The organism is Streptomyces sp. NPDC017943 (genome assembly GCF_044328425.1).
Lineage (GTDB): Bacteria > Actinomycetota > Actinomycetes > Streptomycetales > Streptomycetaceae > Streptomyces > Streptomyces djakartensis_A.
Map to the genome: position 1 here is coordinate 616,868 of NZ_JBIRHH010000002.1, position 13,739 is coordinate 630,606.

Here is a 13,739-nt window from a genome sequence, read left to right on the forward strand (position 1 = left end):
CCACCCAGCCCGGAGGTCTTCGTTGTTCACATCCGTCGACGAGGTCTCCGCCCGCCTGGCCGAGGCCGGCTATCTCGCCTCCCCCGCCGTCGCCACCACCGTCTTCCTCGCCGACCGCCTCGGCAAGCCACTGCTGGTGGAGGGGCCGGCCGGGGTCGGCAAGACGGAACTGGCCAAGGCGGTCGCCCGGATCGCGGGCGCCCGGCTGGTCCGCCTGCAGTGCTACGAGGGCGTCGACGAGTCCCGCGCACTGTACGAGTGGAACCACGCCAAGCAGCTCCTGCGCATCAGCGCGGGCCGCGACGAGACGTGGGACGAGACCCGCACGGACATCTTCAGCGAGGAGTTCCTCCTCACGCGGCCGCTGCTGACGGCCATCCGGGGCGACGACCCGACGGTGCTGCTGATCGACGAGACCGACAAGGCGGACGTCGAGGTGGAGGGCCTGCTCCTGGAGGTGCTCAGCGACTTCCAGGTGACAGTCCCGGAGCTGGGCACCATCACCGCGACGCGCCGGCCCTTCGTCGTCCTCACCTCCAACGCCACCCGAGAGCTGTCCGAGGCGCTGCGCCGCCGCTGCCTGTTCCTGCACATCGGCTTCCCGGACGAGGAGCTGGAGCGCCGGATCGTACGGCTGCGGGTGCCCGGGCTGGACGAGGCGCTGGCCCGGTCCGTCGTCCGCGTCGTCGGGGCGCTGCGAGCGATGGACCTGCGCAAGGCCCCGTCGGTCGCCGAGACCGTCGACTGGGCGCGCACCCTGCTGGAACTCGGCGCCGGCACCCTGGACGGGTCCGTCGTGCGGGCCACGCTCGGCGTGCTCCTCAAGCACCAGGACGACGTGCTGAAGGCCTCGGCCAAGCTCGACCCGGAGGCCCTGTGAGCGCAGCGGCCGGTGTCGCGGAGCGGCTGACCTCCCTGGTAGGGGCGCTGCGCGCGCACGGCGTCCGGATCGGCACCGGTCAGACGGTGGACGCCGCGCGGGCGGTGGAGGAACTCGGCCTCGCCGACCGGGAGCTGCTGCGCGAGGGCCTCGCGGCGACCCTGCTGCACGGGCCGGGGCAGCGGGGGGTGTTCGACGCCGTCTTCGACCTGTACTTCCCGCGCGGGGTCGGCGCTCCCACCGGGGAGCCCGCCGGGCGGGAGGATCTGCGCGACCGGCTGGCGGGCGCGCTGGCCGCGGACGACCGCGCCCTCCTGGGCCGGCTGGCGATCGAGGCCGTCGACGGTTTCGGCGGCTACGGCTCCTCGCCCGAGTCGGACGGCTGGTCGTCGTACCAGGCACTGGAGCGGCTGCGGCCGCAGACCCTGATGGCCCGCGTGCGGGACCAGGTGCGCGGCGCGGGCGCCAGCCAGGGCTTCGCGGACCGGCTGCTCGAGGACGAGATCCGACGGCGGATCGAGACCTTCCGCGCGCTGGTGACCGCGGAGGCCCGGCGCCGCGTCGCCGAGCGGCGGGGACGCGACGAGATCGCCCGGCGGGCGGTCGCCCCGACCGCCGACCGGGTCGACTTCCTCTTCGCGGGCAAGGACCGGCTGGCCGAGTTGCGCCGCACGGTCCAGCCGCTCGCCCGCAAGCTCGCGACCCGGCTCGCGGCCCGGCGCCGCCGCGCCTCCCGCGGCGCGATCGACCTGCGGCGGACGCTGCGCGGCTCGCTCTCCACGGGCGGGGTGCCGATGCGTCCGGTGCTGCGCCGGCGCCGCCCCGCCCGCCCCGAGCTGGTGCTGCTGTGCGATGTGTCGGGATCGGTGTCCGGCTTCTCCGACTTCACCATGCTGCTGGTGCAGGCACTGCACGACCAGTTCAGCAAGGTGCGGGTGTTCGCCTTCGTCAACCGGATCGACGAGGTGACGGGCCTGCTCCGGCACGGCGCCGCCGACCCGGAGGGACTCGGCGTCCGCATCCAGGCGGAGGCGGCGGTCACCGGCCACCACGGCAGCAGCGACTACGGCATGGCGCTGGGCGAGTTCGCCGAGCACTGGGCCGACGCGGTCGGTTCGCGCACGACCGTGTTCGTCCTGGGGGACGCGCGCACGAACCGCAGCGATCCGAACCTGCCGGCGCTCGCCCGGATCGGTGAACGGGCCCGCCGCGTGTACTGGCTCAATCCCGAGCAGCGCGACCGCTGGGGCACCGGCGACTCGGTCGCACCGGCGTACGCCGAGCTGGTGGAGATGCACGAGTGCCGCAACGTCCGGCAGTTGAGCGCGCTGGTGGCGCGGCTGCTGCCGGTGTGATCAGGCGGCGAGCTGCGGGTAGAGCACGGCCGGGTCGGCCGACAGTCCGGCCTTGACCCGCCGCGTGAGGTCGTCGGCCAGGACCTCGTGGGCGCCGGACGCGATGCCGTCGAGGGCCTGGGCGGCGACGCTCTCGGCCGTGGACTTGGGCGCGTCGACCCCGGCGGCCATGTCGGTGTCGACGTAGCCGACGTGCAGGCCCGTCACGTCGATGCCGCGCGGCTTGAGGTCGAGGCGCAGCGAGTTGGTCTGCGACCACAGTGCCGCCTTGGAGGCGCTGTAGGAGCCGGCGACCCCGATCCAGGACAGCACGGAGTGCACGTTGAGGAGGTGGCCGCCGCCGTTGCGCTCGATGACCGGGACGAAGGCCCGGGTGACCAGGAGCGGACCGTAGAAGTTCGTCTCGAACTCGCGCCGGACGTCCTCGACGGGCGAGTCGAGGAAGCTCGCGCTCACCGCCGCGCCCGCGTTGTTGATCAGCAGGGTGACGTCCTGGGCCCGCTCGGCAGCGGCGGCGACGGACGCCGGGTCGGTGACCTCCAGGGCGAGCGGCACGGCGTCGGGGTGGGTGACGGTGCGCGGGTCGCGGGCGGTCGCGTAGACCTTCCGCGCACCGCGCTCGTACAGGGCGGCGACCAGGGCGCGGCCGATGCCGCGGCTGCCGCCGGTGACCAGAGCGACGGAACCTTCGATGGCGGTCATGGGTGTCTCCCTCGACATGGCACACAACGGGAAACCGATCAGTTTCCCGTGTCCGGAAGGGTAAACCGATCGGTTTCCGAAGGGCAAGTGCCGGCCCGCCGGCGGGCGGGAGGCCTGCGCTCCGCCCCCGGCGGGCCCGGGGTGAGGGGATGGTGGGTGCTAGTCCGTCTTGGCGTACGCCTTGGCCATGCCGCCGGCGAAGTCGTACACCACGCACTGCTCGTCGCCGACGACCCAGGCGTCGTGGCCGGGCGAGCAGACGAACACATCGCCGGGGCCTACCTCGCCCTCGGCGCCGTCGTCCATGCGGATGTGCATACGGCCGGACACCACATAGCCGTTGTGGTGGATCCGGCAGCTGTCGGTCCCGGCGAGCGGGGCCACGGACTCCGACCAGCGCCAGCCCGGTTCGAACGTGGCCACGGCGAAGTCCAGTCCACTCATGTGGACGGCTTCCAGGTGGCCTCGGGGGTAGTCGCGCCGCTCGTCCGGCTTGTCGAGCGTCTTCATCTCCAGCATGACGCTCCTCCTCGATGAGGCTGTGCCTCCATCGTCCGTCCGCCCGACGGGCGGCGCCAGCTCAGGCGCCCTCCTTCGCGCACAGGTCGGCGAAGCGGCGCGCGTCCACGTTCCCGCCGGAGACGATCACCCCGACGCGGGGCGGGAGGGGGCCCGCCCGCCCGGTCAGCAGGGCGGCCAGCGGGGTGGCGCCGCTCGGTTCGACGACGATCTTCAGGTGCTCGAAGGCGAACCGCATCGCCTCCCGGATCTCGTCGTCACCGACCAGCTCGATCGCGTCCACGAGCCGCCGGTTGACGGAGAAAGTGAGCTCTCCGGGCGTGTGCAGCGCCTGACCGTCGGCGATCGTGCGCGGCACCGGGACGCTGACGCGCCGCCCGGCCGCCAGGGAGCGCCTCGTGTCGTCCCCCGCCTCCGGTTCGATGCCGATCATCCGGATGCGCGGGTACATCGCCTTGGCCACCGTGGCACTGCCGGCCATCAGCCCGCCCCCTCCGACGGGCAGCAGCAGCGCTCCCAGCTCCCCTGTCTCCTCCAGCAGTTCCAGCGCTGCCGTGCCCTGCCCGGCCATGACGTGCGGATGTTCGTAGGGCGGGATGAGCGTCAGTCCCCGCTCGGCAGCGAGGGCCTCGGCGACGACGACACGGTCGCCGGTGTACCGGTCGTAGGTGACGACCTCGGCGCCGTAGCCCTCGGTGGCGGCGCGCTTGGAGGGCGGGGCGTCCTCGGGCATGACGATGACGGCCGTGGTGCCGAGCTCGCGGGCGGCCAGGGCGACGGCCTGGGCGTGGTTGCCGGAGGAGTAGGCGGCGATGCCGCGGGACAGCCGCTCGGGGGTGAGCCGGGAGGCGGCGTTGAAGGCGCCGCGGAACTTGAAGGCTCCCACCCGCTGGAAGTTCTCGCACTTGAGGTGCACCTCCGCGCCGGCGAGCGCATCGAGGGTGCGGGAGCGCAGGACGGGCGTGCGGTGGGCGACGCCCTTGAGCCGGGCCGCGGCGTCCCGGACGTCGGCGGGGGTGACCGGCGGGGTGGTCGTGGTCGTCACGCGGATCCTCCGGAGGTGTCGTGTGCGGCCCTGGCCTGGGAGAGGTAGCTGTAGGCGGAGGCGCGGGAGATGCCGAGCCGGCCGGCGACCTGCTCGACGGCGCCGCGCACGGCGAAGACCCCACGGGCGTCCAGGCCGCCGAACAGCTCCAGGCGCTCCGCGCGGTCGAGTTCGGCCCAGCTGCCCCGCTGTTGCGACCGGTGGGCGTCGACGAGGGCGTCGACGACGGAGTCGATGTCGTTGCCGAAGGTGGTGGTGGGCACCTCCGCGGGGACGGGGGCCGCACCGGCGAGGGCGCCGAGCAGCCGGTGCGCCGCACCGACGGCGCCGATGTCGAGGTTGACGCAGAGCGCGCCGAAGACGGCACCGGTCGAGTCCCGCAGCACCATCGTGGAGGACTTGAGCAGGCCGCCGTCGCGGGTGCGGGTGACGTAGTTCAGTTCGTCGCCCGCCCCGTCACCGCCGGCCAGGACGCGCATCCCGATCTCGCTCATCGCCCCGCCCACCTTCCGGCCGGTCACCGAACCGGCCACGGCGACCACCGACCTCTCCGGGTCGCGGTAGTCGTGCAGCACCGCTTCGCAGACCGGGCCGAAGGTGGCGGCGATGCCGTCCACCACGGGTGTCATCGCCGCGAGGATCGCGTCCCGTTCGGCGTCCAGCGCATGGTCCATCCCGTCTCCTCCCACCGCCTCCACACCACCCACCTTAGACGAGCAGTCCAGGTCTTGGATAGAGCGTCCAGACATGACGGTGCCCGCCGGGCAGGCCGGCGGGCACCGGTGGTGCGGTTGCCGTCAGGCGGCCAGGGCGGGCTCGGACGGTGCCGCCGCCTCGGCCTCCGTCTCGGCCAGCAGGGCCATGAGCGTGGCCCGGGCGCGGGCCACCCGGGAGCGGACCGTGCCGATCGGGCAGCGGCTCAGCGCGGCGGCCTCCGCGTACGGCAGTCCCAGCACCTGCGTGAGGACGAACGCCTCACGCCGTTCCTCGGGCAGCCCGTCGAGCAGTTCCCGCAGCGCCACGCCGTCGTCGAAGCCGGGCAGGCCGCACGGCTGGGCGCGTTCGGCCGCCAGCTCCCAGTCCGGCAGCTCGGCCCGGCGGGGACGCACGGCCCCCGACCGGATGCTGTCGGCGACCGCGCGCCGGGCGATGGCCAGCAGCCAGACGCGCGCCGAGGAGCGGCCCTCGAACCGGTGCAGGCTGCCGAGCGCCCGCAGGAACGTGTCCTGCGCGAGATCGTCCACCGCCTGCGGATCGGCGCACAGGTGCGCGACGTACCGGATGACGTCGCGGTGCAGGGCCCGGACGAAGTGCTCGACGGCCACGGAGTCGCCGCCGCGCGCGGCCAGCGCCCAGGCGGTTATCGACGCGTCGGCGCAGGCCGATCCGTCACGGGGCAGGGCAGGAGTGATCACCAGGTGTCCTTCTCGGGGGTCCGGGACCACGGAAGCGCGCGGGCACACTGCTCCGGCGGGCAACGCACGGGCGCGTGGTCCGGTGAGTGGGGAGGGGCGCGCCCGTACGGCACCCCGGTGGCCGTGAGACGGGCCGGAGCGCACGAAGTACGGGCACGGGACGCGGACCGGAGCGGCGCGAAGGCCGCCCCGGGACCGGCACCGGCTGCCGTCAGGCGGCAGCGGCCCCCACGGGCGGCCCTCGGGAGGTGATCGCGTGGACGAGGAGCAGCAGCCGCGGCCTGCGGTCGCCGGGCCGGCGGCGCACAGGCGCCGGCGGGGGCGGCGGCGCGGGCCGGGCGAACAGGAGCCGCAGCGGAGCGGCGAGCCGGGCGCCGAGGGCGCGCAGCAGACGGAAGACGGCCCGCTCCCCGTGGGCCAGCCACAGGCCGCAGAGCAGGGCGGCGAGCAGGTGCGCGGCGAGCATCCCCAGGGACGAGTCGTCACCGGGGCCGTGCGCGGCGTGCCCCGCGGCTCCCGCGCCGTGGCGCATCCCGCTCGCGCCCGCACCCGCGTCCGGCCCGGCACCCATGTTCATGTGCATGCCCATGGGCATGGGGTGGGCGCCCGCGGGGTGCGCTCCCCCGGCCGTCTCCCGGGCCCCCTGCGGGGCGAGGGAGAACGCCGAGTGCAGGGCGGTCTGCACGGCGACCGCGACGGCGACGACCACCCCGGGTCCGCGTTCACGGCCCGCCAGGCTCCAGCCGGCCGCGCCGGTGGCGGCCCAGCCGGCCGCCATCACCCACGGCGGCACATGGTCGCCGGACATCATGACGTGGCCCAGGGCGGCGAGCACGACACAGACGGCCGCGAACACCGCGGCCCGTACCGTGCGGACGCACCACCCAGCTGTCATGGCGCCTCATCCTCGCATCCGGCCCCCGTTCTGCACCCATGCGTACGCGCGGCACCCGGTCCGGGCACTCAATCCCCGCCATGTGATCCAGGCCACTACGAGGGACGGGCACCCCTCGGGTTCGGCCGCCCGTCCGGCCGCCCGCCCGCATGGTGGGCACATTGCCCCACCCCAGCGCCGTGCCGATCATGCAGTGCCGCGTCGTCGCCTTCCCCGCCGTACCCCAAGAGGCGGCCCTGCCCCCACCTAGAGTGGGGCGGCATGACGAACCAGCCGACGCACAGCACCCCGACGCCGCCCGCCTACCTCGCCGAACTGTTCTCCCTGGAGGGCCGCGTCGCGCTGGTCACCGGCGGCAGTTCCGGCATCGGGCGCGCCATCGCCGTGGCGCTGGCCCGCGCCGGGGCGAGCGTCGTGATCGTGGCCCGGAAGGAGGGCGAACTCGCGGCAACAGTGGCCGAGTTGACGAACCTGGGCTGCCGGGCCGCCTGGGTCGCGGCGGATCTGAGCACCCGGGAGGGCGTGCGGGCCGCCGCCGACGGCGCGGTGGGGGTGTTCGGCGAACCCGACATCCTCGTCAACAGCGCGGGGATCAACCTGCGTCCGCCCATGGACGAGCTCACCGAGGACGTCTGGGACGCCACGATGGCCGTCAACCTCGAGGCCCCTTTCCGGCTGGGTCAGCGTTTCGGCCCCGGCATGGCGGAGCGCGGCTACGGGCGGATCATCCACATCAGCTCCCAGCAGGCGCATCGCGCGTTCATCCAGAGCGGGGCCTACGGCGCCTCCAAGGGCGGACTGGAGGCGCTGGCCCGCTCCCAGGCCGAGGCGTGGTCGCCGCGCGGCGTGACCTGCAACCTGCTCGTGCCGGGCTTCGTCATGACGCCGCTCAACGCCCGCCTGCAGTCCGACACCCAGGCGGTGGCGGCCCTGGCCGCCCGGACCATGATCGGGCGCAACGGCCTGCCCGGGGACTTCGCGGGCGCGGCCGTGTTCCTGGCGAGCCCGGCCTCCGCGTACGTCACCGGCCAGTCGGTGTTCGTGGACGGCGGCCTGTCCGTCCACTGACCCACCCCGAGATCCTGCGCAGTGCTCGCGGCGGCACCCCGCCCGGCCCCCGGCGTCCCCCGAGTGGAGAGCGGCGGCGCGCGCCGCCGGGTGCCCGGTGTCACGCTGGGCCCAGGACTCGCTGAAGGGAAGCACCGCCATGATCACCACGGAGTACGCCCCCGGCTCACCCTGCTGGCTCGACCTCGGAGCTCCGGACGTCCGGGCCGCCGCGTCGTTCTACAGCGCCGTGCTCGGGTGGGAGTACGAGTCCATGGGCGAGAGCGAGGACTTCGAGGGCGGGATGTTCAAGAAGGACGGCAAGGTCGTCGGCGGCCTCGGCAAGCTGACCGAGGAGGGCGCGCGCCCGGCGTGGATGCTGTACTACAGCGTCCCCGACGCGGACGCCACGACCGAGGCCGTGCGGCAGGCGGGCGGCACCGTCCGGGTCGAGCCGATGGACCTCGACGAGTGGGGCCGGATGGCCCAGTACAGCGACCCCCTGGGCGGCCAGTTCGCCGTCTGGCAGCCGGGGACGAACGCCGGCCTGGACCTGGTGGACGAGCCGGGCTCGCTGTCCTGGGTCGAACTGTTCACGACCGACGCGGCGGCGGCCAGGGAGTTCTACGGCGGCCTGTTCGACTGGCAGTTCAGCGACATGCCGCTGCCCGGCGGCGCGGGCACGTACACCCTCATCACGCCGGCGGGCCTGCCCGAGGACCGGATGCACGGCGGGCTGATGGAGATGGACGCGCAGGACCTGACGCTGACGGACGGACGGCCGTACTGGCACCCGGTCTTCGCGGTCGAGGACTGCGACGCCGCGGCCGCCCGCGTCACGGAGAAGGGCGGCGAGGTGCAGATGGGGCCGCAGGACATGGAGGGCGTCGGCAGGCTGGCCGTCTGCCTGGACCCGGCGGGAGCGGAGTTCGTGCTGCTCGCCCCGTCGGAGGACTGAACGCCCCACGGCGCCGGGCCTCTTGACGGGGCCCGCGGGCCGCCGCTGATCACAGGGGCTTACGCCGTGACGCCCGCGGCCCCGGTCGGGCCACGACGGGCCACCCGGCCCCCGACCGCCGGGCCGACCCGCCCCACCCCGGCCGCCGGCAGGCCCCCGCCACCACACCGCGAGAGCACGTCCTGCGGGGCCGCGGGCCGCGTCCGGCCCCTGGTGGTCAGCCCGCCCTCCCGGGCGTGGAAGGGCCGCCTCCGCCGGGGGATCGCGGGGGCGCGCGGCGCCAGTATCCTGGGGCGGCTGCGGCAGCCCTCGGCAATCTCCGTGCATGCGCGGGGAGTTCGGTCTGCGGCGGCGGACCTTCCCCTGAGCGTGAGACGAGGACGAGTGCTGCTAGCGGGCCGCTACCGGCTGGATGTGGAGATCGGGCGCGGTGGAATGGGAGAGGTCTGGCGTGCGTACGACGAGACGCTCGCCAGAGCGGTGGCCGTCAAGCTGCTGCTGCCCCAGGACACCGACGCCACCGCGACCTCGCGGTTCCGGCTGGAGGCCCAGACCGCCGGGCGCCTGAACCACCCCCACGTGGTCGGCGTGCTGGACTTCGGCGAGTTCGACAACCGGCTCTACCTGGTGATGGAGCTCGTCGACGGCGACAGTCTCTCCCAGCTGCTCGCCACGTCGGGCGCGCTGCCCGCCGAGCGCGTGGCGGTCCTGGCGGCACAGGCCTCCGCCGGCCTCGCCGCCGCGCACGCACAGGGCATCGTGCACCGGGACGTGAAACCCGCCAACCTGCTGCTCGACGCCCGCGGCACCCTGAAGATCGGCGACTTCGGCATCGCGCGCTTCATGGACGACCCCGGCGCCGCGCTCACCGCCACCGGCCAGATCGTCGGCACGGGGATGTACCTGGCCCCCGAACGCGCCCTGGGCAAACCCGCGGGCCCCGCCTCCGACATGTACTCGCTGGGCTGCGTGCTCTACCAGCTCCTCAGCGGCCGCCCCCCGTTCGAGGCGGACAGCGCCGTCGCCCTGCTCCACCAGCACCTCGACGCCGCTCCGGTGCCGCCCCGCGAGCTGGGCGTCTCCGGTCTGCCGCCGGCGTTCGAGAACTACCTGCTCGGCCTGCTCGCCAAGCAGCCCGAGGACCGGCCCACCGCGCAGCAGGCGGCCGAGTGGTTCGCGGGCGGCGCCTGGCGGGGGCTGCCCGAGCCGCTGCCGGAGATGTCGGCGCCCGGGCGGTCCCGGCCCCGGCCCGCACCGGCCGCTCACGGCACCCCTGCGGGCGCGGGGGCGAGCAGCCCGACCACGTACGCGCTGCCGGCGGCACCCGGGTCGCGCAGCGCGGCCCGCGCGGCGCAGGCGGCGCGTCCCGGGCGCGGTGGGCGACGCGGCGGGGGGAGCGGAAACCGTTCGAAGGCCGTCGCCGCGGTCGCGGCCGCGGCGCTGTTCGTCGCCGCGATGCTCATCGGCATGCAGTGGTTCTCGCCGGACGACACCGCCACGGAGGGCACCGACCCGGGCCCCTCGCCCACCGCGAGCACCCCCACCGCCGCGGCGAGTTCCGGCCCGGCGTCGGGATCGCGGCCGGACTCCGGCCCGGCCGCCGCCACGCCGGCCACCGGGACGGTGGCCGATGTCACCCCGCCCGGCACGACGCCGGTCGAGCAGGCCCCGCCCTCTCCGGCCGCCGAGAGCACCGCACCCCCGCCGGACGCGGGCGCCGAGCCACCGGCGGAGGCGGAGCAGCCGGAGCAGGAGCAACCGCCCGCGCAGCAGGGGGACGGCGAGGCCGAGGACGGCGGGGACGAGGGCGACGACTGACCCACGAGGCGTTCCCCCGGCGGAGCCCCAGGTGCGCCGGTGTGCGAGGGGGCGCCCCTCGCGCGCCCCCGGGTGCGGGTTGTGCTCGTCCTGATCCGGGCCTTATTGTCACCTGGCCTTGGTGAACGGGAAATCCGGTGTGATGCCGGTGCGGCCCTCGCCACTGTGAATCGGGAAGTCCGGCTCCGGCCCTCGCGGGCAGCCACTGGGTCCTTGTGACCCGGGAAGGCGGAGTCCGGGCGGTGGTACCCGTCAGCCAGGAGACCGGCCAAGGCGCGTCAACCATCCACGAGGTGCTGGAGAGGGTCTGCTGAGCCATGCACATAGCCGAGGGTTTCCTTCCTCCGGCGCACGCGGTCGCCTGGGGCGTCGCGTCGGCGCCGTTCGTCGTCCACGGGGTCCGGTCACTCACCCGTGAGGTGCGCGAGCACCCCGAGAGCACCCTGCTCCTCGGCGCCTCCGGCGCCTTCACGTTCGTCCTGTCCGCGCTGAAACTGCCCTCCGTCACGGGCAGTTGCTCCCACCCGACGGGCACGGGCCTGGGGGCCATCCTGTTCCGGCCGCCCGTCATGACCGTGCTCGGCACCATCACCCTGCTCTTCCAGGCGCTGCTGCTCGCCCACGGCGGGCTGACCACGCTCGGCGCCAACGTCTTCTCCATGGCGATCGTCGGGCCCTGGGCCGGGTACGCCGTGTACAAGCTGCTGCGGCGGTTCGACGTGCCGCTGATGGTGACGGTGTTCTGCGGCGCGTTCGTCGCCGACCTGTCCACATACTGCGTCACCAGCGTGCAGCTGGCGCTCGCCTTCCCCGACCCGGGCAGCGGTTTCCTGGGCGCGCTCGGCAAGTTCGGCTCCATCTTCGCCCTCACGCAGATCCCGCTCGCGGTGAGCGAGGGACTGCTGACGGTCCTCGTGATGCGGCTGCTGGTGCAGTCCAGCAAGGGCGAGCTGACGCGGCTCGGCGTGCTGCTCACCGCCAAGGAGACGCGCGACGAGACCGAGGCGGTGGCCCGATGAGCCGGAACACGAAGATCAACCTGCTGCTGCTGTTCGTCGTGGCCGCGCTCGCCGTGCTGCCGCTCGTGCTCGGCCTCGGCGACCACAAGGAGGAGCCCTTCACCGGCGCCGACGCCGAGGCCGAGACGGCGATCACCGAGATCGAGCCCGACTACGAGCCGTGGTTCTCCCCCCTGTACGAACCGCCGTCCGGGGAGATCGAGTCGGTCCTGTTCTCCCTCCAGGCCGCGCTCGGCGCCGGTGTCCTCGCCTACTACTTCGGGCTGCGCCGGGGACGACGGCAGGGCGAACAGCGGGCGCTGGAGCGGGAGGCGGCGGCCGCTCCCCCGGCCGCCGGGGAGTCCGTCTCCGCGAAGGACTGAGCCCGGGTGCTGCCGATCGACGCGGCGGCGCACAGCAGCCGCTGGCGCCGCCGTCATCCCGTGGACAAGGCCGTGCTCGGACTGGGCCTGACCGTGCTGGCCGTCTGTCTGCCGCCCTGGCCGGGCGCGGCCCTGGTGCTCGCCACCGCGGTCGTGCTCCTGCTCGGTCCGGCCGGTGTGCCCGGGCGGCGCCTGTGGCGGGCCTACCGGGTGCCGCTGGGCTTCTGCGCGACCGGCGCGCTGACCCTGCTGGTGCAGGTCGGCGGGCCGGGCGGGTTCGTCTCCCTCGCCGCCGACGGTCCGCTGCGGGCCGGGGAGTTGATGCTGCGCACCTCCGCGGCCTCGCTGGGCGTGCTGCTGTTCGCCTTCACCACGCCCATGTCCGACCTGCTGCCGCGCCTGGTGCGCGCGGGGGTCCCGGCGCCCGTGGTGGACGTGGCGCTGGTGACGTACCGGATGAGCTTTCTGCTGCTGGACTCCGTGCGCCGCATCCGGCAGGCCCAGGCGGCCCGGCTCGGTCACACCGGCCGCCGCGCCGAGTGGCGCTCCCTGGCCGGTCTCGGTGCCACGGCGTTCGTGCGGGCCTTCGACCGGGCCTCCCGCCTCCAGGCCGGTCTGGCCGGGCGCGGCTACGACGGCACGCTGCGCGTCCTGGTCCCCGAGGCGCGTGTCTCCGTCCGTTTCACGGCCGTCAGTTGCCTGCTGCTCGCGGTGCTGGCCGCCCTCACCTTCCTCCTGGAAAGGCCGCCGCTGTGAGCGAGCCAGCCCTCGTCGCCCTGCGGGGCGCCTCCTTCGCCTACGAGGACGGCCCGGCCGTGCTCAGCGGTCTGGACTTCACCGTCACCGAGGGCCGCGCACTCGCGCTGCTCGGCCGCAACGGCAGCGGCAAGACGACCCTGATGCGGCTGCTGAGCGGCGGACTGCGCCCGACCCGGGGCGAGTTGAGCCTCGAAGGGCGGGCGGTGACGTACGACCGCAAGGGGCTGACCCGGCTGCGGACGACGGTGCAGCTCGTGGTGCAGGACCCGGACGACCAGCTGTTCGCGGCCTCCGTGGAGCAGGACGTGTCGTTCGGGCCGCTGAACCTCGGTCTGCCGGACGGGCAGGTGCGCGAGCGGGTGGCGGAGGCGCTGGCGGCCCTGGACATCACCGCGCTGGCCGACCGGCCCACGCACCTGCTGTCCTACGGCCAGCGCAAGCGGACCGCCATCGCGGGCGCCGTCGCGATGCGTCCGCGGGTGCTGATCCTGGACGAGCCGACGGCCGGGCTCGACCCGGAGGGCCAGGAACGGCTGCTCGCCACCCTGGACGGACTGCGCGCGAGCGGCACCACCGTGGTGATGGCCACCCACGACGTCGACCTCGCCCTGCGCTGGGCCGACGACGCGGCGCTGCTCACCCCGTCCGGCGTGCGCACCGGGCCGGCTCCGGTGGCCCTGGCGCGCACCGATCTGCTGCACGCGGCGGGACTGCGGTTGCCGTGGGGAGCCGCGGCCGCTCACCTGCTGCGCGCCCACGGCCTGGTGACCGGCTCGCAGCCCTGCCCCCGCACGCCGGAGGAGCTCGCGGCCCTGGTCGCCGGACGAGCGGATGCCGTGCCGGAGGGGTCGCCGGTTCGGTCGACGTAGGACTGCACGGGTCCGCGGCGGCGGACGAAACCCGGGGGTTCCCTGACCGCCGTGGCCCACCGGTCCGTCCGGGTGGGGCTCGCAGTGCCGGAACGT

General features: G+C 74.6%; 15 protein-coding genes and 1 riboswitch. Of the genes, 9 read left to right on the forward strand and 6 right to left on the reverse strand.

Features of this window, described 5'->3' with window-relative positions:
- Positions 1 to 22 precede the first annotated feature (22 nt).
- Both ACH4C6_RS07765 and ACH4C6_RS07770 read left to right on the forward strand, forming a co-directional pair.
- A complete protein-coding gene (locus tag ACH4C6_RS07765) occupies positions 23 to 880 on the forward strand; it encodes an AAA family ATPase (RefSeq protein WP_398107618.1) in 858 nt (285 codons plus the stop codon).
- Complete coding sequence (locus ACH4C6_RS07770) at positions 877 to 2,235, forward strand: VWA domain-containing protein (RefSeq protein WP_398107619.1); 1,359 nt, start codon at positions 877 to 879, stop codon at positions 2,233 to 2,235. The genes ACH4C6_RS07765 and ACH4C6_RS07770 overlap by 4 nt, the downstream gene beginning before the upstream one ends.
- Here the strand turns inward: ACH4C6_RS07770 and ACH4C6_RS07775 are convergent, their stop codons facing one another.
- The 6 genes from ACH4C6_RS07775 to ACH4C6_RS07800 all read right to left on the reverse strand — a co-directional run bounded on the left by ACH4C6_RS07775 (position 2,236) and on the right by ACH4C6_RS07800 (position 6,811).
- Positions 2,236 to 2,937, reverse strand: coding sequence for an SDR family oxidoreductase (locus tag ACH4C6_RS07775; protein WP_398107620.1), 702 nt, complete (start codon positions 2,935 to 2,937; stop codon positions 2,236 to 2,238).
- Between the two features lie 159 nt (positions 2,938 to 3,096).
- Entirely contained in the window at positions 3,097 to 3,456 is a 360-nt protein-coding gene (locus ACH4C6_RS07780) for a cupin domain-containing protein (protein ID WP_398107621.1), read from the reverse strand.
- Positions 3,457 to 3,517: 61 nt separating this feature from the next.
- Positions 3,518 to 4,501, reverse strand: a complete 984-nt coding sequence (locus ACH4C6_RS07785) for a pyridoxal-phosphate dependent enzyme (protein ID WP_398107622.1) — start codon at positions 4,499 to 4,501, stop codon at positions 3,518 to 3,520.
- Entirely contained in the window at positions 4,498 to 5,175 is a 678-nt protein-coding gene (locus tag ACH4C6_RS07790) for a transcriptional regulator (protein ID WP_398107623.1), read from the reverse strand. Before ACH4C6_RS07790 ends, ACH4C6_RS07785 begins: the two co-directional genes overlap by 4 nt.
- Positions 5,176 to 5,298: 123 nt before the next feature.
- Entirely contained in the window at positions 5,299 to 5,916 is a 618-nt protein-coding gene (locus tag ACH4C6_RS07795) for a sigma-70 family RNA polymerase sigma factor (protein ID WP_398107624.1), read from the reverse strand.
- A gap of 211 nt (positions 5,917 to 6,127) precedes the next feature.
- On the reverse strand, positions 6,128 to 6,811 hold the full coding sequence (locus tag ACH4C6_RS07800; RefSeq protein WP_398107625.1) for a hypothetical protein: 684 nt from the start codon (positions 6,809 to 6,811) through the stop codon (positions 6,128 to 6,130).
- A 261-nt stretch (positions 6,812 to 7,072) separates the two neighbouring features.
- On the opposite strand from ACH4C6_RS07800, the gene ACH4C6_RS07805 reads away from it, so the two are divergent.
- The 7 genes from ACH4C6_RS07805 (at position 7,073) to ACH4C6_RS07835 (ending at position 13,643) form a co-directional block, all read left to right on the forward strand.
- Positions 7,073 to 7,879 (forward strand): SDR family NAD(P)-dependent oxidoreductase, encoded by an 807-nt coding sequence (locus tag ACH4C6_RS07805; RefSeq protein ID WP_398107626.1) that lies wholly within the window; start codon positions 7,073 to 7,075, stop codon positions 7,877 to 7,879.
- Between the two features lie 139 nt (positions 7,880 to 8,018).
- Positions 8,019 to 8,816 carry a VOC family protein gene (locus ACH4C6_RS07810; RefSeq protein ID WP_398107627.1) on the forward strand — a complete coding sequence of 266 codons (798 nt, stop codon included), beginning with the start codon at positions 8,019 to 8,021 and terminating at the stop codon, positions 8,814 to 8,816.
- A 384-nt stretch (positions 8,817 to 9,200) separates the two neighbouring features.
- Positions 9,201 to 10,634 carry a protein kinase gene (locus ACH4C6_RS07815; protein WP_398107628.1) on the forward strand — a complete coding sequence of 478 codons (1,434 nt, stop codon included), beginning with the start codon at positions 9,201 to 9,203 and terminating at the stop codon, positions 10,632 to 10,634.
- A 102-nt stretch (positions 10,635 to 10,736) separates the two neighbouring features.
- Positions 10,737 to 10,922, forward strand: a riboswitch (cobalamin riboswitch).
- Between the two features lie 29 nt (positions 10,923 to 10,951).
- Complete coding sequence (locus tag ACH4C6_RS07820; protein WP_398107629.1) at positions 10,952 to 11,653, forward strand: energy-coupling factor ABC transporter permease; 702 nt, start codon at positions 10,952 to 10,954, stop codon at positions 11,651 to 11,653.
- The gene (locus ACH4C6_RS07825) at positions 11,650 to 12,015 is read left to right on the forward strand and encodes an energy-coupling factor ABC transporter substrate-binding protein (protein ID WP_398107630.1); all 366 of its coding nucleotides are present in this window, start codon (positions 11,650 to 11,652) and stop codon (positions 12,013 to 12,015) included. Before ACH4C6_RS07820 ends, ACH4C6_RS07825 begins: the two co-directional genes overlap by 4 nt.
- Before the next feature lie 6 nt (positions 12,016 to 12,021).
- On the forward strand, positions 12,022 to 12,771 hold the full coding sequence (cbiQ, locus tag ACH4C6_RS07830; protein ID WP_398107631.1) for a cobalt ECF transporter T component CbiQ: 750 nt from the start codon (positions 12,022 to 12,024) through the stop codon (positions 12,769 to 12,771).
- Entirely contained in the window at positions 12,768 to 13,643 is an 876-nt protein-coding gene (locus ACH4C6_RS07835; RefSeq protein ID WP_398107632.1) for an energy-coupling factor ABC transporter ATP-binding protein, read from the forward strand. The genes cbiQ and ACH4C6_RS07835 overlap by 4 nt, the downstream gene beginning before the upstream one ends.
- The last annotated feature ends 96 nt before the right edge of the window (positions 13,644 to 13,739 follow it).